Genomic DNA, 20,406 nt, shown 5'->3' on the forward strand with positions numbered 1-20,406 from the left:
TATTGAGCATGCATAGTTTAAATGTTTGTAGTAGGTTAATCCGTCACACTAATTGGATGTTAACCCTTATCGTCTTTTTTCTCTTTATAGTAGATACGTATGGGCAAGTACTGAAACTGGGGGTACCAGCTGCATACCATCCAAAACCTTTTACCCATCCTGGCCTGTTGCATTCAATTAGTGATCTTCAGCGGATGAAAGATATGGTGGCCATAGGCAGGGAACCGTGGAAGAGTGCTTTTGAGAAATTCAAATCGCACCCGTGGTCAAGCGCTTCCTGCGAACCTCATGCCGTTCAGCATGTAGAGCGTAGTTTGCTGATTGGTGCCGGTAAAAATATAGGAAACCTAGAAAAAGATGTTTGTGCCGCTTATCAAAATGCAATAATGTGGAATATTACTGGCGATGAAGCCCATGCTAAAACCGCCATAAAAATAATAAATGCCTGGTCTGATACTTTTAAAGTTTTTGATGGAACAGATGTAGAGTTAGGGGCAGGACTGAATGTTTTTAAGATGGCCAGTGCCGCAGAGATTATGCGGGCTACCTACCCTAAATGGAAACAGGACGACATCGAAAAATGTAAAGTGATGTTCAGAGATGTGTTTTATCCTCCCATCCAGTATTTTGCGCTTTGGGCCCACGGTAACTGGGATCTGGCCTGTATGAAGGGGATGATGGCTATTGCCGTTTTTAATGATGACCATGAAATGTTCGACCGTGCAGTTGATTTCTACTATAAAGGCCCAGGAAATGGTAGCCTGCTGCATTATGTCGTAAATGAAGATGGCCAGTGTCAGGAGAGTGGGCGTGATCAGCCACACTGTATGCTTGGAATCGGCCATCTGGCAGAAATGTGCGAAATTGGGTGGAACCAAGGGATGGACATGTACAGTTTTGCGCAGAACAGGTTGCTCAAAGGGTTTGAGTATACAGCCCGGTATAATCTTGGAGAAGATGTGCCTTTTCAGCCTTATAACGATATCAGTGGCAGGTTTCCTGCCGATAAGATATCCATCAATGGAAGAGGAAAGCTGCGCTCGATCTTTGAACAGGTATACAACCATTATGCTTTCCGCGTAAAGGGTATACCTGCAGATCAATACCGATATACAAAACGGGCAGCAGATGAATTGAGACCCGAAGGGGCAGGATTTAATGCCGACAATGCAGGCTTCGGGACACTTTTCTTTTCCCTGCCCCACCTGTAGTAGTCTGGATAGCAAATTAATAACTTAAAATAACGTTCGAACCTGATAATACACTGATCTAAAGTGATATGTACAGAATAATTTTTATCTGCTTTACTTTTTTATTGCTATGCCAAAACATTTTTGCTGCAGAATGGCAATGGTCTGTTTCCGTGCAGGGTAATATTTCTTCCGAAACAGGAGAAAAGCCGACGGCATTTTTATGGATACCGCCCGATTGTAAACAAGTAAGAGGGGTGGTTATTGGCCAGCACAATATGCTTGAAGAAGGAATATTGGAGCATAGTGCTTTTAGAAAAAATCTTTCTGCGCTTGGTCTTGCCGAAATCTGGATGACGCCGTCGGTTGATATGGTTTTTAACCTCAGCTCCTCGGCAGTTTTTTTCGGAACAATGAAAAACCTTGCAGACCTATCTGGTTACGAGGAACTCGCATTTGCTCCCGTTATCCCCATTGGGCACTCTGCCGCGGCAAGCTATCCCTGGAATTTCGCTGCTTTTAATCCCGATCGTACAATTGCCGTGTTATCTATTCACGGCGATGCACCATTAACCAATATGACCGGGAGCGGTAAACCCAATCCTGATTGGGGCGAAAGAAATTTAAACGGTATCCCCGGGCTTTTTGTGATGGGGGAAGATGAATGGATTGAAGGGCGGATTAGCCCGGCAATGAAATATAGAAAAGATAACCCCAATACACCCATTGCATTACTTTGTGATGCAGGTCATGGTCACTTTGATTATTCTGATGAACTAATTAACTACCTTAATCTGTTTATCTCTAAAGCAGTAAAAACCCGGCTTCCCCAAAAAACACCTTTACATACTTTTCCGATACTTTCTGCTGTTAAGCCTCAAAAAGGATGGCTGGTGGATAGATGGAGGAGAAACGAATTGCCAAATGCCGTTTCAGCACCCTATAATGATTATAAAGGAAACAAAGCGGAGGCCGGATGGGTATTTGATGCACAGATGGCAAAGGTAACCGAGGATCTGTATCGAGCTGCGCGGGCAAAAATAAAACGCTCAATTGGATTCACTCAACAGGGTAAACTCTTGCCTCCTGCAGGATCTGCTGGTTTCAGGCCGCTTTTTCATCCTCTTGCAGATGGGATTACCTTTCATGTTTCGGCAATAAATACCGATACGACAACCCATCAGATTGATGTGCGCTATCGTCCCGAAGAGAAAATTGTGATTTCCAGGATCTGCGGGCCGGTCAAGAAAATCAATGACTCCACATTTCAGTTGTCCTTTTACCGAATGGGATTTAATAACACCAAGCGGAGCAATGATATCTGGCTAATGGCCAGTCAGAAAGGCGATGCTAAATATCGCTCATCAGTACAACAGGCAAATATGAAGATTCCCCTTACCAATCTGAAAGGGATGCCACAGCAAATTATTTTCCCAGAAATCCCCGATCAGAAAAAATCTGTGAAATCCTTGAAACTGATTGCCCATTCTGACGCTGGATTGCCCTTACAGTATTTTGTAAAGGAAGGGCCTGCAGAAATTGTAGATGGTATACTTTATTTTACAGGTATCCCGCCCAGAAGTAAGTTGCCGTTAAAAGTTACGCTGGTCGCATGGCAATATGGATATAATACTCCCGCGAAGCAGGTCCAATCGGCTGTCCCGGTTCAAAGGACATTTTCGATAATTAACTGATCGGTCACTTTATCTAATTTTCGGTAATGGCAAAAAAGATTTCTATAGGCGATGTAGCAACTGCCCTTAATATTTCAAAGTCTACAATTTCCTTCATTATCAATGGCAAGGCTAAAGAGAAACGGATCAGTTTGGCTTTGACCGAAAAGGTACTTCAGTACATCGATGAGAACGGATATAAACCAAGCCGCCTGGCTCAGAGCCTGAGCACTGGTAAAACCATGATTATTGGCCTGATGGTGGAAAAAATATCCGATTATTTTTTTGCACAGATGGCCTATCATATAGAGGAAATTGCCTACCAGAGCGGGTATAAGATTTTCTATTGTAGCACTGATAACGATCCGGATAAAACCAGGGAGCTCATCCAGCTTTTCAGAGACCGCAATGTAGATGGTTACATCATAACGCCTCCGCCCGGGATGGAAAAAGAAATACAGGCGCTTATTGACGAAGGATCTCCGGTTGTACTGTTCGATAGGTATTATCTTGATGTTGAATCGAGTTATGTAATCCTCGATAATTTTAAAGCCAGCTATAATGCTTCCAAATACCTGGCAGAAAACGCTTTTGCCCATATTGCATTTATTACACTGGATAGTAACCAGAGCCAGATGGAAGAAAGGAAACTGGGCTATACCAAGGCAATGGCCGAACACGGGTTGGAGGTTATTATAGAAAAAGTACCTTATGGAAATGATCCTGCCCAAACAGTTAAACAGCTCGTTAAGTTCCTCAAGCAGAATAAAAGGGTCGATGCTGTTTACTTTGCTACCAATTATCTTACTTTTAGTGGCATAAAGGCGATTAATCAGCTTGGATATCATATCCCTGGTAAAATGGGTATTATTGCATTTGATGACCATCAGGTTTTCGATTTTTACGAGCCCACCATAACCGCAGTCGCCCAGCCTATATCTGAACTTGCGCGGCAATCCATCGGGGTGCTGCTCAGCTTGCTCAACAAGCCTTTAGAGGAGAGGGCTGTCCAAAAAGTAACCGTCCCGGCACATTTCATTATTAGGGGGTCAACCACCAGATGATTATAAAATGCCATAAATATCGTCTGGTAAATTAGAATTATGATATGCCGGTCTTGGTCTGCTACATTCCCTTTTTATGGGCAAATGAGGTAAAATTGTTATTTAACACAGTTTTTCGTATATTTGTGGTCTGGTATTTTTTGCCAGGATCACTTTCTCTGGGGCCGTTCTTGGATTTGACGGGGTGGCGAAAGTTATGTTAGCATGCAGTGCGTTGTTCGGAGAGCACTTAAAGTGAACGATCACATTTTAGTTGGCGAAAATACTTACGCCTTAGCTGCCTAGTTTAGAACTAGCTTAGCTTTTGTCCCTCTAACTGCTGCATTGTTGGGTTAGAATCTGGGGCATCGAAACAACAAAGCTGGCTTTAAGGAGATACGACTTAAAGTGAGATAAAGTATCTAAGGATTTAAATAAGGTCGGTTTTCAGCCCGTTTATTTCCCGAAAATCAACTGAAAAATAAGCATGTAGAAGGTATAATTTATCTCACAACTGGACAAGGGTTCGACTCCCTTCGGCTCCACAAAGTAACTTAAAAATCAACTAGTTACAAGATCAACACCCAATATTACACCCATAAAAGTGTAGTTGGGTGTTTTTTTTAGCCATATATATATTAAATTTTACCAAGGAACATCGCTGTCTGAGGATAAACTCCGGTCAGTGATTTATAAACTATTACCTGTGAATATTTATTATCATAAGAATCTGTAAAAAGAAAAGTGATGTACCCAATAAGCGGCTTACCTGCGATACTCGATTCGAAGTGATCACTAAATAAATATTTACAGCTGAATTTCAAAATAAATCCTACAGAAACATCAAGTTCTTTTTCGTGGAACCAGGGCTCGAATTTGATCTTATCGCTACCAGAGTATAACATCTCAATTTCTTTTATTGCATTTTCCGTTACTTCTATTGAAATTACGTCTTCTCTTTCAGCACCTTGAATATAAGTTGCGTGATTTACTATAAGTTTTGGAAAAAACTTCAATCTAAAATCAGTTTGTTGTATTCTTAAGATTTCATTTTGATCTGCCATTGCTTTTGCCTGCAACATGAAGGTTTGATATACAAGAAACCCACCAACTAATGTTGTTATTAAGGTTAGTACCGAACACCAAGCTTGTATTGAATTGATATCTGTAGGCATCTCTATTTGTTTTTTAACACGCTTTGTACAATATCAGTTGGCATTGTTGGCGAACCATCATCTTTTAGTAATCCTGACTCTGCTCTACTAAATAAGGACTGAATTATAAGTTGTTGTTGTTCTGGTGCCACTGCACTATTTTTAAGTAATGACAAATAGAAATAAGTCAACGTATATCTTTCTTGACAATCTCTTGCTAAATGATAAGAACTAAACATGACTTTTGATAATTGCTTAACTGTGAAAGCGATAAAAGAAAGAATAGTTATATAAATAATAGACCATCTAATAGCAGCGCTTTTATCACCACTAAAGAAACTCGAATATAAATCTGTTGGCGTTTTAAAAAGAATGGAAGCTAGGGATGCTACACTTATTAAAACTAAAATTAATGTGATCCCAAGCATCCAATGACCTTGTTTTTTCAAATCATTTCCGCGCTCTTTCCAATACAAAGCAGGTTCTTCTAATTTAAGTTTTTGATTGTAAGTCTCTTCTAATTCAGATATTTTACTTTCAGAATAAGTGTTGAAACTCTCGAAATCTCCCTTTGTATTGATAAACCAATCCGCAAATAACTTTTCTTTGTCAGTCTTATAGGCCTCAACTTCATTAAAATACCCTTTAACAGATGCTTCTGTTTTAATAAGATGTTCGTTTAAGTCATATTCTGATTGTGGTATTGCCTTAGCAAATTCATTCTTAAGGTTACTGATGGTTTTTCGCTCCTTTGCTATTAAATCCTTTATTGTTCGATGATCTCGCATCCTTAACTCATAAGCAAGCAAATAACCATTTAAAACGTCGAAAGAGCTGAAATTACTATCATTAGATTTAGTTAAATATCTAAAAGCACCCATTGCTGTATTTGTGTTAAACGCTTCCAAACTTAGTATAAATTCAGTTTCAACACTATCAGCAGGAAAAATCAATTTATTCCCATTTTGTTGAAAATTGCCACTAACTTGTAACCAGTAAGCATCTAAGGTGCTTGAATCCTCGATAATTGTCTTATCTCTTAAAAAACCTTCTGTTACTGCAATAGCTGATTCAAAAAAACGATGTGACTTTTTTAGATTACTGTTTTCAGGTATTTCTAATTTTTGATACTTTTCTAGTTGTCCATATAGGTAATTCGCAAAACTAGGTAGTCCGGTAAAAGTATTTTTAAAATCTACACTAGGAAATGAAAGTTCAATCTCCTGATTATTAAACCAATCTGGGTTTTGGGTTTCTATTATTGCTTTCCTAAATTCTTTTATTGTCATGAGCATTAATTTAAATATTTTATCCCTCCCCTTTATTATTGATTGACTTAGAGGCTAGTAAGATTTTTGCTTTGGCGTCAGCTTTCTTTTTTTCCTTATTGTATTTTTCAAGTTTTTCATCCAAAATTAGCTCTATACCAACCTTAACTGTATCAAAGTAAGCTAAACATTCCTCTTCTTCGAGCTCATGGATGCCTTTACTTAATATACCGTATAACTCACTATGCTCAACTAAAAATTCAGGTAAAAAGTCTTTTAAAAAAACTATTTTTTCAGCCATGCGCTTTTTATTAAAGTCACTTTCCTCTAATGTAAATTCCCTTTTATAGTCTAAAAGTGCTTCGTAAATAAGGTTTTCGAATATCCTCCTCAAATAAACGAAACTACCGATACCAACACCATTAGCAGCCAACCCAATTGCTTTTGTAAATTCCTTTAAACTTTCCTTATTTAGCAGTTTATTGTATTGTTTTACGTCAGCTATGTGAAAATCCGCCACTGAAGGATATTGCCCTATTTTCATTATGTACCGTTCTTCTTGATTCCAAAATAAATAGAAGTTGAATTCAGCACGAGTTCTTTTACAGGTTAATAATATTTCCGGTTTCACATTATAGTTAGTCCCATCAGTTATTATTTCTTTATAGTTTGAAGCAGTTGCAAATGTTGTTTCAATTTTATTAATAGGATTGTATCCTTCAATATCAGGAATTCTATACTTGTATATATAATCATTAAGCTCCACTTTTTTTTCATAGAACAATTTTGTATAAAGCGGAGTATTCAAATAAAAATCAGCAGGCGAAATTTTAAGCATAGAATGTTAATTTAATTATCAAACCTAATAAATAGAATTAACTTTAGAAACGTACAAATAGAAATTAAAAATAACAACAGTCATCTATAAGTAATCAAATAACAATAATTTTTCTTTTGAATGTCGTTGTATTATATTTACGCTACGTTGTAAGGTAAACAACGTGATTGTAATTTCATCGGGGTAAGCTCGCTCTAGAGCTAAAGGATTTAAATAAATCCATCACCAGTTACGCCTTTTTGGCGAGATTAAAATCTTAAACAATCTTATTTATTTATAATTCGTACACATGTATTGGCTCAATCAAACTGAACCGAAGTAACATTTGTGCATTTACAATTAAAAAGATGAATCAAATGATGATTACAAGTCTAAATTGGGAGGACTTTAAAATCCTAATCAAACAAAGTGTTAGAGAAGCGATTGAAGAGCTTACAATAAACACGAAACAAATTCCACAGAATACGAGCAAACCCCTCTCAAGAAAAGAAGCCGCAAGTTTTCTACAAATCTCTCTTCCTACGCTTCACTCCTACACCCAACGAGGCTTAATAAAAGCTACAAAAATTGGAAAATCAATCAGATATAGAATTGAGGATATCGAAGCCTCACTACTAACAAAAAAAGCGGGAGGCAAGAATGGCTAGTGAAATTTTAACAACAATGCCTCTTAATGATTGGGTTGATGAAGCTTCATCAAGAGAAACCCCTAAAATGTTATTCAGTGAGTTTTGGTTTGAAGGTGAAATCAGTATTCTATTTGCTGACACTAACCTAGGTAAATCTATTTTAGCATTTCAGATAGCAGATAGCATTAGTAAAGGGAAAGCTATAACAGGATTTAAATTGGAAGCAAAAAAACAAAAGGTTATTTACTGTGATTTTGAGCTCTCTTCAAAGCAAGTTCAAAATAGGTACTCAGATAACTATAAAAATGATTTCAAATTTAATGACAATTTTCTGAGATGCTCCTTTAACGACAATATCATTGCTGATCAAAACGACATCTTATCCGAGATAGAAATTCAAGTGGTAAATAATGAATCAAAGATTTTGATTATTGATAATATTACATTTTTAAATCAGGAAACCGAGAAAGCAAAGTATGCATTAGATTTAATGCAAAGATTAAAAACAATGAAAAATAAATATAACTTATCTATTTTAATTTTAGCTCATACACCCAAAAGAAACTTCGATAGGCCAATTACAAATATTGACTTAGGAGGGAGTAAAATGCTCTCAAATTTCTGTGATAGCGCATTCGCAATTGGTCAAAGCTACCACGATACGTCATTAAGGTACATTAAGCAAATAAAGCAAAGGAACTGCGAACAGATATATCATCAAGGAAATATCATAACCTGTAAAATAGACAAAGGAGAAAATAATAATTTTTTACAATTTAGGTTTTTAGGCTTCGACAATGAATTTGAGCATTTGAACACTAATTCAAATCATAAAGAAGCTCAAGACGCCAAAATTGCAGAGCTAAAGAAAGAAGGAAAAACAAATAAAGAAATAGGCGAAATATTTGGATTAACCGAAGGTGCAATTAGAAAGAGAGTTAAAAAATTAGCGAGAGAGTAAACATTGATTCTAAATCGTACTGATCGTACCAAAAAAAATGTACGATTGGTACGTTTTTATTCAAACTTAATTAAAATCAAACGTACCAGATAAAAATCTGAATATTTAGCCTATCGATAGAATATCCACAACATCTTTTTAAATCAAAAAAAGCTCAGTACGTATGATTGATTTTAAATGATTAGACTAAATATCAAAGCCCTTAATTCTTCTTAAGTTAGAAAAAAGTGCTATAACTTCCAGAAGATATTGAAGTCTCATCTTTCACTAAATTCCCATCTCTGTAGGCTTTGACCTTCCAAGGAAAATTATTTCCACTAGATAAATTCACAGAAAGCTTTTCATTAAATTTTGTTTCAAACTTAAAAGTTTTAGCACCTAAGTTATTTTTTTCATTTATGTATGTTGAGGAGCCGTCTTCAGTACGTATCACTACATTATAACTCTGCGTGGTAGAACCTGTAATCGTTACTTCTACTTTAGAACTTGAATTGGGAGCTTTTTTACAGGCTGTAAAAATTACCAACAACAGCACAAGAGACATTAGTTTTTTCATCATAATTTTAAGTTCCTTCGCCCCCTAAAAGAAATTAAATAAATGAAAATAGCGTGGGGCTTCATTTGCTACCACGCCCGACCAAGAGCGCATACACGAACAAAGGCACCCACGCCATGGCGTAGGCAAACTCTTTCTCGTGCATAGACTTCTAATTTTGGTCGGTTCGGTAGCTATACGAGTCGCTAAAAAATAATTGTGGTAAATCTAAGCGATTTTTTTATATTTTTAATTTTAAAGCCAATTTACTTTTTATATATAGGGCATAAAACAACATACTTGTAAGACTTAAACTTTTTTATCACTCTTTTGTTAACTATATAAACATTGTAAAATACATGAGAGTATTTTTTGTTTGGAGTTATTAATTTATACATTTGTATAAATAATCAAACATTGATTAAATTAAACCAATTTACACATGAATAAGATCAGCAGTAATTTAACAGGCTTTTCTATCGTTGACGAGGTTGAGGCCAAAAATTCAGAAAATCAATTCCCAAAAGGTGTTTGTTATGATTTGACAAATTCTGATGAAATTTCAGTTCCTTCAGATAATGAATAAGTAACATTTTCACGGGAAAGCACGGTTAGATGTGCTTTCTCGTGAATTTAGAGACTTTACCTCTCAATTTGTTAGCAATTTTTGAACAGTGGGTAAAATCTATTTTCCAAGTTGTTCTATCAACTTCGATATTCCAAAAATCTTCATCCGTTTCAAGAATGAAGTTATCACAAATTAATTTTCTTTCATGTATTTCATTAGTATCACCACAGAAAATGAAAACAGATTTAAAATTATCCTTGAATTTCTTTTCGTTACCGTATATTTTACCATGCGCCGTGTAATAATGAGTTTTAGTTACCTTCTGAAAATGACTAAAAAAATCATGATCTAGATTACACTGCCTATCTAAAACGTAATAAATTGAATTGGCTTTGGCCATACTGAAGAAACCGGATATTACCTCAAATATTTGTTCATTGTTATCAAAGTCAAAGTAATGCATTACTAATGGCTTAGGATGGTAACAGCAAGTTTGAAAAATCGCCCAAATCTTCTTTGATTGACTAATTGAAGTTAAATCAATAGATTGTTTGATTGGAAGATTCTTTCTATAAGAAATTGCAGTGTAAACTTCGTCTTTTGTCTTAGATGTACTTGCTTCATACTTTCTGCAAATATTGTCCAATATATCATCTTCATTTTTTGCACCATCACTTTCAACATTAAATACCTGATCATCTATCAAATTTGTAAAAAAAGGCTGGATAAATGCTATTAGTGGGTTTCCTTTTAATTTATCATTTATATAGCTTACTGTATCATTTGACAGTACAAATCTATTATTGTTGTTTTGCAATAATGAAACTAAGTCAGTTTCAAAAGTATCTTTTTTGGGTTTGGATATTGCGGTGAAGTATCTTTCAAATAGAGAAGGCGTTAAAATAATATCCATTGCTACAATAATTGTTTAGATAGTTGAAAAGAATTATCGAAAAAGCCTGTTGGCAGAGATTTTGATAAATAACCAGTTTCCATAATAGGATGTTCAGTTACTTCAGAATGTTTATTTTTTCTCACTAAATAATGAATTGTGACTTGATTTGGTAGTAACTCATGAGATTTTTCTTTAACCATTACTTGGAGCTTTCGAATGATATGCTCGCTATGAGTTTCAATGAAATAGACAGTGTTTTTTGACAGTGAAACAAGAACTTCGATCAATGCTGAATGAAGTTTAGGGTGAAGGTGAACTTCGGGTTGCTCTATCAAGATAATCTTATAACCATCCGATAATCTATCAGCAAGTAGTGCCTTAAGTATAACAGGAATTTGTAATGAAACGCCATATCCTACATCACTAATATTACTCAAAAGATCTTTTACTTTAACACGTAATTCCATAACTGGTAGCCGTTCATCTTCCATTATCTCAACATGATCTGTAACGCCAAGTTTTTTCAATATCTTGATAAAGTCTTTTAATACTTTTAGCTTGTAATCATCAGGGGCACTGAAAAATGCCATCACATCATCTAAATTATTAATTGTGCTAAATTTCTTTTGGTCTTTTTTAATGTAAAATCTAGATGGATGGGTGTTTATAGGATTGATATATTCGATATTTTCAAGATTATATCTTACAAAATTTTGTACAACAAGCAATAAGGCAATTCTGTTAAATAATCTATTGATTTGTTTTATAACAGTTGCGGGTTTTCGTTCGTCATCTTCGTTTGTAAAAACTTTTCCACACGATTGACGTAAATCGCCCGGGTCGATTATTGTTAAGAAACCATCCTTTGAATAACCAATATTATCTAGGACATATTTTTTATTAGCTTGTATGTCAGAATATATAATTCGACATTTAGGATTATCGACCAATGGATTTTTAGAAGATTTTTTATCAATTGGCATTGGGTCTATATAAAGATTCCCAACCTCGCTATTACTTATTCGTGTTTTTATTGAATCATGAGAATTTAGTTCTTTAGTGAGCTCAAAACTTATTTGCGAAATTGAATTTGGTAAATTTTCATTAAAATAATCATCTAAAGACTGTTTAATTTTTTTTGTAGATGCATCTTCTCCAAGCATAAAATGCAAGAAAAATGGAATATAAGATTCAGCGAAAACAAAATCAAAAATCAGAGGGAGTTCATCCTGATGATAGTATATTGATTCCTTATAACTCCCTAGATCAACAAATTCGCCACTGAATAGAAAATTGATTTCTCTGTTATGTGGAGTTTCTAAAGTTTGTTTTGCTGCTAATAGAAATTTAAATAGGCTACTTTTACCAGAACTATTCTCACCGATTAGGATGTTAAACTTATCAAAGTGAAAAGTTTGCTTTTTGAAGCTACGGAAATTCTTAAGATTAATCGAAAACATAATTTAGTTTGTTTATGTACTTTTATCGACCAAATTAAACAAAATAGATAGGTTTGCAAATACCATACTATATATTAAGGTGTGTTCTTTGCTAAGATTATACACCATCTAATGCTCAAGATACTAATTATGGGTTTTTGTTTCGCTTATCCCTTGGGGGCTTAAGAATTTTAATGCTCTAAAATTTAATAATAAATTAGTCTGTTTCCCAGATAATGGTAAACACGTGGTAGCAATAGTGATTATTCCACATTTTCAAAAATTTTATTTCATAGATGGGTATTTCCTTTTTCTTCACAAATTTTCGTAAAAATTACCGATAGAGCAATACCATCAGTCTTTTTTAAATACTTAATCAAACAAACGCACAAAAACCTACATATCAATACCTTACGAATAAGCAAATCGACATACAGATATAAAAAAGACATATTTTAATTAGCTACTTAACTTATCAAGGAAAAACATAGCAAATTCATTAGCTTGATTATTTCAAAAAACATATTTACAAAAGTGCAGTAGCTGAAAACTTGTTTGGCAATCCAAAGAATTAGGCATTAAACCTAGCCATTTCCGAACTCTTTGTACCTTCTAGCACTTTCAAGTAAGGTGACATAGAGTTGTAATCCTTGTGGCCTGTAAATTTAATTAAGATTTCAACAGGCATTCCCAATGCTATTGCATTAGAAATAAAGGAACGTCTTGCGGTATGTGTGGCTATTAATTCATACTTTGGTTTTACCTCTTCTATCCTTTTACTCCCTTTGAAATAAACAATTCTTTGAGGTTCATTCAATCCTGCGTCTCTACACAATTCCTTCAAATATTTGTTCATTTTCTGATTACTGATAACAGGCAAAGCTTTATCTTCATCAAAGGGAGTTTCTGAATATTTTTGCAGAATTGCTGAAGAGTATTGATTTAATTGTATTGTCAGCTTATCTGTTGTCTTTAATGTTGTAACAGAAATATATCCGTCTTTTACATCCGATCTTTTTAATTTAAATACATCAGAAAATCTTAATCCTGTAAAACAGCAAAACAGGAATACATCTTTAACTCTATTCAAATAATCCTTTTTTGCATCGAAACTAAAAAGCTTCTTACATTCATCTAGCGTTAAAAATATGATATTTTCATGTGATTCTGTCACTCCAATTAATTTAGGCCTAAAATCAATAAATTCCGAATTGGTTGTGTATTTTTTTCTTAATGCCCACCTTAAGAACCATTTAACGTTCTTGAGTTGTTTAGCAATTGTAGTATTCCTATAACCTTTTTTAACCCTTAAAAACTCTAAATAAGATTGTATTTCCGTTGCTCCAAATGTTTCGAACGTCAGTTTACTATCAAATTCTTTTAAAGTATTATAAACTGTTTTATGCTTAATAATTGTTGAAGCACTCCAAGTATTTTCCCTTGATTGATCAGTTATGAAGTTTTCAAATGCATCAAAAAAAGAATTTTTCTGTTGTCCCCCAGCTTTTCCTTGTGATTCTCTAAAAATAGTTTTAATCTCATCTAAAGAAGGTGTAATTCTCCTTAACTTAAATGTATCAAATGCATTTACTATAGTGGTTTCTAACTTTGCTAGGTGGTTATTGATATCACTCCACGTCTCTTTTTTTGCATTACTGGCACCTTTCTTTACTCGCTGAAATCTATCATCCCATTTATTAGCATCAATCTTATACCCAGCTAAAAGTTTAAGCCTTTGACTATTAAATGTTATAACCATCTGAATAGGAACATTCAAAACAATCAACTCACCATTTAATCTTCTTTTTTCTAATTGAAAGCTTATGTTATAGTTTAATTTAAATGCCTCGTTAGCCATAATGGGTGTATTTTTTTTTAAACAACACCCAAAAATACACCCTTTTTTGTTTTTATCAAATTTATCTTACTTTTATAAAAATTAATTAATATTCTATATACCAGATAATTATACAAAATAAAACAAACAAATTTTATCTAATTTAATCATAATTTATTATAGGTTCCACTCCCTTCGGCTCCACAAATTTTCATTAAAAGCTGCGGATTTCCGTAGCTTTTTTATATACAAATTCATACAATTCTTTTCACATATGAGAATTTGGATACATAATAAAAATTATGGAGTACAAAGGCTTTTGCTAAAGAGTTGAAGAATCTCAGAAGTTCATACAAAAATAACTTTCTTACGAGGCTAACTTACCAGTTCGCAAATTAGAAGAATTAAAAGAGGAGAAGTTAATGTAACTATAAGTACGATACATGCACTATCAAAAGCATTAAAATCTCCTATAAATTCAATTGTGTCGAAATTCGATAGGTAAAACTTACCAAAAGTCGCTCTTATTAATTTAAATAATCCACTTGAACTCCGGATATTTTATCAATTCTTTCAAAAATTTCTAGAAAATTCTGAAATTTTTCCGGTTCCTGAATCTTAATTACCTCCTTTGCAAAGGATTGTTTGCTTCCTCTAATTTCAAAAATTCCTTTAATCGGAGTTTCTTTTAATTTATTATGAGAACTTAAAAGTTCGTCAGAAAAATAGTGTTCAATTTCTAGAAAATTAAAATCTTGTTTTGATTGGATATAATTTTCCCTACTGCTGATTGCAGGTAAAAGTATTGCGTAGATTTCACACTTCGGGTGTTTTTTTACAGTGTGGTTTTCGAGAGATTCAAATCCTTTAAGACTATTAAATTCTTGAATGCCAGCAGAGTCTCGATCAAATATTCCAATTATCTTTTGATCTTTTTCTATTATAGGCATTAGAGATTGTAGAGTTTTCGACAACTCCTTTACCCCACCTGATTCAACACCTGCTGGTTTTATTCGCCAATACGGCAAATTACCATTAGTTAATACCATATAGGCATGTTCAAGTATCTGCGTATCAGTTATTCCCTCCGTAATAATTGTGATTTTCTTGTTTGATTGAATGCTATCATAATTACTAAATCGGAGTCTGTTTGCTGGGATTTCAGCTAATTTTTTTAACGGCTCAGCAAGTTTGTGAAAGTCCTTTTTTATTTCTTTTTTTATTTCTTTGTAATTTTTTGTTTTATCCATATCCACTGCAATGTTTGTTAATATTAGTAGGTTCGGATCATGTATTAATTTACTCTCGAAAATTAGTTTCTCTAAGGGTTCAACATCATTAATTCTCTTAGAGTTTAGTGTAAGTGCTGTTTTAAGACTTTTATATCCATCATTAGTATTTGAAGAATTAAGATAAGAGGTATAAAAATCATTGAAAGATAACTTTAACGGTTCTTTTAATGTAATTGAATTAAAATTTTCATAAAAATAGAAAGCGTTCATTAATAGAAGTATTGGTAACTTGTAATTTTTATATAAAAACTCATGTTCTCCACTAATTTTTAGTATTGTTTCATGGGCTTGTATATTCAAATTAATTGCAGAATCAACTCCAAGTTTTCTCAATTTATTGTCTGTTTGGTATAATGCTTGCATAAGATAACCTAGACCCATTACACCAATAAAAAAATCACTCAATTTTGAAGCTTTGTTGGTTCTTTCGATTATTTTCTCCAAAAAACCACTCATATCTTTTGATTTTCCAGCATAGAAAAAAGCGGTGTTCTGCCAGTGAATTTCAAGGAAGCTATCTATCATTAAACTTTCTTTCTCCCTTTGATGTTTGAATATTTCTATAGCGGCATAGTATTCCATGAAAGAATCGTGGCTAAATTGGATATATTTGCCATCCTTCAAAAATAAAATCCCAGTGTTATTTAGAAGATACTCCAATACATCCTTTATGCCACCTTTTCTAATTGGTATTGTTTTATTTTCATAGTACTTAACAAAGAAATCAAAGAACTCTTCCTTGTCCATAGGAGCATGTTCCTTTCTTTCTAGCAAAGCAAGACCATAAAGAGATAATATCCTTTCTCTAAATGAACTGTCAATAAACTCAAGTCTTGAAGAAACAACAGCCTTACCTAAGAGAACTGAGTTAAAATTATCGTATATATCTGTTATAGTAGCAGGGATTTCTAAATTATTTTCTTCGTATAAAATTGATATTAAAGAAAGTGTTAATGGTGTAATAGGTAATTTCTCGAGTATTCTATTATCTTTTAAAGCATCTAAAAGTGATTCAGCTCTATTATGTTCATTTTGAAAAAATGAAGAAATAAACCGCTTTATTTGTTCGTCATTAAATTTTTCAATTGAATAATTTGAAACACCTTTTATTATCGGATTAGAAAAAAGCTTTTCAGAATTTCTGCTAGCAATTATAAAATTTACGTTTTTGTTCTTTTGTAATTTCATCAACTGTTCCAAAACTGTATTTTGGTTTGATTCTTCTAATTCATCAATAGAATCAATTAACAACGTAATTTGATATTGACCATAAATATCATCACCATCGGCAAAATATGGCTTTAGTTTATCTTTTATTAATTTTTCAATCTTATAATCAAAATCAAAAAGTTCTGTGATTCCTAGAAAAAGTGGTAAATTTTTCTTGGCTTTGCTATTTTTATTGAGTGAAATTAAATTCTCACCAATTCTTTTCAATGAAGTTGTCTTTCCTGTTCCTGCATTCCCAGATAAAATGATTGGTTTAGTACTTTCAGTGAGTTGCTCCATACTAACCTTTTTTCTCACTGGTGTCCCAGTTGCCTTATCTTCGTGAAAATGATAATAATTCGGTTCAATAAAAATTTGAAGAAGTCTTTCATATTTTTCATTAAATATTTGAAGTTTTTTTAAATCATTTTCGCCATAAATAGCATCACAGTAAAATTTTTCATAGGAAAGCAGCTTTGCATCATCGTGTCTCCAAAAGTCTATCAAATGTTTATCGATTAAGACAATTAAATCATCTCTACCGATAAAATCAAGAGTTAAATTTTGGATTTTCGATTTTAGCCCACTCTGAAAACCTTTCGTAATTGTATTGTTTGAAAAGACAAAAAATGTTCCTATTTCATATTTTTGTGCATCACCTTTAATCACTTTCTCATACTGATTTATCTCTTTCGATGAATTTAGCTTTTCATCTAAATAGATAAAGCCATGGTTGTGTTGAGATAACGGCCCCGAATAATTACCTATAATTAAATCACCTTCTTGTCTAATATTATTATATCCCAACTTGCCAATAATATTAATTATTAAATCAAAAAGCTTCTGTTTTTCAATATGTTTTAGGGTATCTATTTTGAAAGCACTCATTATTTGGGGTTAGTTATAAATCACTAAATAGGAAATCTCACCAATTAGAACACTAATATACAAGTTAAATAGGTTAAGTAGAATCTTTCATTTTTTATTTAAGCTCAGTTAAACTTTAACTCATTTTCTTTCCAGTATCAGGCTGTTTGAAAAAGCGCTCATGATATTTTATAATGCCTTCAAAAATTTAATCAATTTACAGGAGGATTTTATTTTAAGATTAACATCAGGTTAAATTTTTGCGGCCACATAGGCTGCCATCCACCTAAATCGCTGATACAGCGTAGTAATAGATTCTAACTATTCCATTATAGAATTAAATGATTGTGATTAGTTATTTCAATTCTCTAAATTTATGATAATCTGATTAACCCATAATAACGGATCAGATTTTTACTAACAAATATTATACATAATGGAAAAAGAATCGAATGATATCAGCAAATGCCCGTTTCATAATGGCAGCATGAAGAGTAATGTAGCTGGTGGTGGTACCAGAAATGGCGATTGGTGGCCAAAGCAGTTAAAGTTGAGTATTTTGCGTCAGCATTCTAACTTATCTAACCCAATGGATGGTGAATTCAGTTATGCTGAAGCTTTTAAAAGTTTAGATTTGGCAGCGCTAAAAGCAGACCTTCATGCACTGATGACCGATTCGCAAGATTGGTGGCCTGCAGATTTTGGTCACTACGGAGGCTTATTTATCCGAATGGCATGGCACAGCGCCGGAACCTATAGGGTAGGCGATGGCCGTGGTGGTGCTGGTGCCGGATTACAACGTTTTGCACCCCTTAATAGCTGGCCAGACAACGTGAGCCTCGATAAAGCCCGCAGATTACTTTGGCCGATTAAACAAAAATACGGACGCAAAATTTCGTGGGCAGATTTAATGATCCTAACAGGTAATATTGCCTTAGAATCGATGGGTTTTAAAACCTTTGGTTTTGCCGGTGGACGTGAAGATGTTTGGGAAGCTGACGAATCGGTATATTGGGGTTCGGAAACGACCTGGTTGGGTGGCGATCTTCGTTATGGACACGGCTCTGAAGGAGCAGAAAAAGCACATGGAGTGGTGGTTACAGACGATGATGCAGATGGAGACGTACATTCACGTAATTTAGAAAAACCACTTGCAGCAGTGCAGATGGGATTAATATATGTAAACCCAGAGGGACCAGATGGAAACCCAGACCCAATTCTTGCCGCAAAAGATATCCGCGATACTTTTGGTCGCATGGCGATGGATGATGAAGAAACGGTAGCATTAATTGCCGGTGGACATACCTTTGGCAAAACCCACGGTGCTGCTTCAGCAGACCATGTAGGCAAAGAGCCTGAAGCTGCTGGTATAGAAAGCCAAGGTTTAGGATGGAACAACAGTTATGGTTCTGGTAAAGGTGCTGATGCGATTACCAGTGGATTAGAAGTAATCTGGACCACCACACCGACGCAATGGAGCAATAATTTTTTCGAAAACCTTTTTGGATTTGAATGGGAATTATCGAAAAGTCCTGCCGGCGCACATCAGTGGAAAGCAGTCAATGCAGAAGCTATTATTCCTGATGCATTTGATGGATCAAAAAAACACCTGCCAACCATGCTTACCACCGATCTTTCTTTAAGATTCGATCCCGAGTATGAAAAAATATCAAGACGTTTCTTAGAAAATCCTGATCAGTTTGCTGATGCGTTTGCAAGAGCATGGTTTAAACTAACCCATCGCGATATGGGACCTGTAGCGCGTTACCTGGGACCAGATGTGCCACAGGAAGAATTACTTTGGCAAGATCCGATACCCGCGGTTAATCATGTATTAATCAACGAAAGTGATGTTGCCGCATTAAAGGCAAAAGTATTGGCTTCAGGATTGAGTGTATCAGAACTGGTTTCTACCGCTTGGGCTTCCGCCTCTACTTTCCGTGGTTCCGATAAGCGTGGGGGTGCCAATGGTGCACGGATCCGTTTGGCTCCGCAAAAAGACTGGGCGGTTAACAATCCTCCACAATTGCAAAAAGTATTGGGCGTATTAGAAGGAATCCAAAAAGAATTTAATGGTGCACAAGCTGAAGGCAAAAAAGTTTCACTGGCCGATTTAATTGTATTGGCAGGTGCTGCTGCGGTAGAAAAAGCTGCTGCTGCTGCTGGCCATTCAGTTACAGTGCCTTTTGCACCAGGTCGGATGGATGCCTCACAAGAGCAAACCGATGTAGAATCTTTTGGTTATTTAGAGCCGCTTGCAGACGGCTTCCGTAATTACCGTAAATCTAAATCTACAGTTCCTACAGAAGAATTCCTGATTGATAAAGCCCAGTTGCTTACTTTAACTGCTCCCGAATTAACGGTGCTGGTAGGTGGTTTGCGTGCACTGGATACCAATTTCGACGGTTCTAAAAACGGGATCTTGACTACAAAACCGGGTCAGCTTACCAATGATTTTTTCATTAATTTATTAGATATGGAAACTGCATGGAAAGCCGTTGCTGAAGATAAAGAACTATATATTGGAAGCAGCCGCTCAACTGGTCAGCCAAAATGGACAGCAACCCGTGCCGATCTTGTTTTCGGTTCCAATTCAGAATTAAGGGCAATTGCAGAGGTGTACGCAAGTTCTGATGCGCAAGGTAAATTTGTAAAAGACTTTGTGGCCGCCTGGAATAAAATAATGAATGCAGATCGTTTTGATTTAAATTAATCAGAAATAGAACACAACATTTAAAGGCACCGGAAATTTCGGTGCCTTTTTGTTACCGATGTTTTCGTCATGGTATGATACAGGTTTCGCTTTACAGTTTTTGTAAGGGTAATTCAGTACAAGACACTGTATTCTTTTTAGAAAATGGCCCGTTTTTTACCTTGAGCGCGATAGAGAATGGTAGTTTAAGTTGCATTTATTTTTTCTGAAATAACCTAAATAATAAAAAAATGAAAGATTTTTTTATTTGTTAAAACAATTCTCAAACTTGTTTGTCTTTTAGTTTCATTAGTTT

15 protein-coding genes and 1 other RNA gene are annotated in these 20,406 nt (G+C 34.7%); 8 read left to right on the forward strand and 8 right to left on the reverse strand.

Annotated features, from left to right (window positions below; translation table 11 throughout):
- Positions 1 to 8 precede the first annotated feature (8 nt).
- The 4 genes from FHT21_RS01200 to ssrA all read left to right on the forward strand — a co-directional run bounded on the left by FHT21_RS01200 (position 9) and on the right by ssrA (position 4,454).
- The gene (locus FHT21_RS01200; protein WP_167292983.1) at positions 9 to 1,211 is read left to right on the forward strand and encodes an alginate lyase family protein; all 1,203 of its coding nucleotides are present in this window, start codon (positions 9 to 11) and stop codon (positions 1,209 to 1,211) included.
- A gap of 68 nt (positions 1,212 to 1,279) precedes the next feature.
- Positions 1,280 to 2,884, forward strand: coding sequence for a hypothetical protein (locus FHT21_RS01205; protein ID WP_167292984.1), 1,605 nt, complete (start codon positions 1,280 to 1,282; stop codon positions 2,882 to 2,884).
- A 26-nt stretch (positions 2,885 to 2,910) separates the two neighbouring features.
- Positions 2,911 to 3,927 carry a substrate-binding domain-containing protein gene (locus FHT21_RS01210; RefSeq protein ID WP_167292985.1) on the forward strand — a complete coding sequence of 339 codons (1,017 nt, stop codon included), beginning with the start codon at positions 2,911 to 2,913 and terminating at the stop codon, positions 3,925 to 3,927.
- Between the two features lie 160 nt (positions 3,928 to 4,087).
- Positions 4,088 to 4,454: a transfer-messenger RNA gene (gene ssrA, locus FHT21_RS01215) on the forward strand.
- A gap of 90 nt (positions 4,455 to 4,544) precedes the next feature.
- On the opposite strand, the gene FHT21_RS01220 is transcribed toward ssrA, so the two are convergent.
- The 3 genes from FHT21_RS01220 to FHT21_RS01230 are packed head-to-tail and all read right to left on the reverse strand — an operon-like array spanning position 4,545 to position 7,166.
- Positions 4,545 to 5,081 (reverse strand): hypothetical protein, encoded by a 537-nt coding sequence (locus tag FHT21_RS01220; protein ID WP_167292986.1) that lies wholly within the window; start codon positions 5,079 to 5,081, stop codon positions 4,545 to 4,547.
- A 2-nt stretch (positions 5,082 to 5,083) separates the two neighbouring features.
- Positions 5,084 to 6,349, reverse strand: coding sequence for a DUF6161 domain-containing protein (locus FHT21_RS01225; protein ID WP_167292987.1), 1,266 nt, complete (start codon positions 6,347 to 6,349; stop codon positions 5,084 to 5,086).
- Between the two features lie 19 nt (positions 6,350 to 6,368).
- The gene (locus tag FHT21_RS01230; protein ID WP_167292988.1) at positions 6,369 to 7,166 is read right to left on the reverse strand and encodes a short-chain dehydrogenase; all 798 of its coding nucleotides are present in this window, start codon (positions 7,164 to 7,166) and stop codon (positions 6,369 to 6,371) included.
- A 356-nt stretch (positions 7,167 to 7,522) separates the two neighbouring features.
- Here FHT21_RS01230 and FHT21_RS01235 point away from each other — a divergent pair, with 356 nt between their 5' ends.
- The gene (locus FHT21_RS01235; RefSeq protein WP_167292989.1) at positions 7,523 to 7,813 is read left to right on the forward strand and encodes a helix-turn-helix domain-containing protein; all 291 of its coding nucleotides are present in this window, start codon (positions 7,523 to 7,525) and stop codon (positions 7,811 to 7,813) included.
- Entirely contained in the window at positions 7,806 to 8,756 is a 951-nt protein-coding gene (locus FHT21_RS01240) for an AAA family ATPase (protein WP_167292990.1), read from the forward strand. The genes FHT21_RS01235 and FHT21_RS01240 overlap by 8 nt, the downstream gene beginning before the upstream one ends.
- Before the next feature lie 217 nt (positions 8,757 to 8,973).
- On the opposite strand, the gene FHT21_RS01245 is transcribed toward FHT21_RS01240, so the two are convergent.
- A complete protein-coding gene (locus FHT21_RS01245; RefSeq protein ID WP_167292991.1) occupies positions 8,974 to 9,315 on the reverse strand; it encodes a hypothetical protein in 342 nt (113 codons plus the stop codon).
- Between the two features lie 418 nt (positions 9,316 to 9,733).
- On the opposite strand from FHT21_RS01245, the gene FHT21_RS01250 reads away from it, so the two are divergent.
- Positions 9,734 to 9,877 (forward strand): hypothetical protein, encoded by a 144-nt coding sequence (locus FHT21_RS01250; RefSeq protein WP_167292992.1) that lies wholly within the window; start codon positions 9,734 to 9,736, stop codon positions 9,875 to 9,877.
- A 25-nt stretch (positions 9,878 to 9,902) separates the two neighbouring features.
- On the opposite strand, the gene FHT21_RS01255 is transcribed toward FHT21_RS01250, so the two are convergent.
- The 4 genes from FHT21_RS01255 to FHT21_RS01270 form a co-directional block, all read right to left on the reverse strand.
- Positions 9,903 to 10,772 carry a hypothetical protein gene (locus FHT21_RS01255; protein ID WP_167292993.1) on the reverse strand — a complete coding sequence of 290 codons (870 nt, stop codon included), beginning with the start codon at positions 10,770 to 10,772 and terminating at the stop codon, positions 9,903 to 9,905.
- 2 nt (positions 10,773 to 10,774) lie between these two features.
- On the reverse strand, positions 10,775 to 12,214 hold the full coding sequence (locus FHT21_RS01260; RefSeq protein ID WP_167292994.1) for an AAA family ATPase: 1,440 nt from the start codon (positions 12,212 to 12,214) through the stop codon (positions 10,775 to 10,777).
- A gap of 550 nt (positions 12,215 to 12,764) precedes the next feature.
- Positions 12,765 to 14,051 carry a site-specific integrase gene (locus FHT21_RS01265; protein ID WP_167292995.1) on the reverse strand — a complete coding sequence of 429 codons (1,287 nt, stop codon included), beginning with the start codon at positions 14,049 to 14,051 and terminating at the stop codon, positions 12,765 to 12,767.
- 506 nt (positions 14,052 to 14,557) lie between these two features.
- Positions 14,558 to 17,419 (reverse strand): NACHT domain-containing protein, encoded by a 2,862-nt coding sequence (locus FHT21_RS01270; RefSeq protein WP_167292996.1) that lies wholly within the window; start codon positions 17,417 to 17,419, stop codon positions 14,558 to 14,560.
- A gap of 415 nt (positions 17,420 to 17,834) precedes the next feature.
- Here FHT21_RS01270 and katG point away from each other — a divergent pair, with 415 nt between their 5' ends.
- Positions 17,835 to 20,111 (forward strand): catalase/peroxidase HPI, encoded by a 2,277-nt coding sequence (katG, locus tag FHT21_RS01275; protein ID WP_167292997.1) that lies wholly within the window; start codon positions 17,835 to 17,837, stop codon positions 20,109 to 20,111.
- The last annotated feature ends 295 nt before the right edge of the window (positions 20,112 to 20,406 follow it).

Origin of the sequence: Pedobacter sp. SG908, assembly GCF_011759615.1 — a bacterium.
Classification (GTDB): domain Bacteria; phylum Bacteroidota; class Bacteroidia; order Sphingobacteriales; family Sphingobacteriaceae; genus Pedobacter; species Pedobacter riviphilus.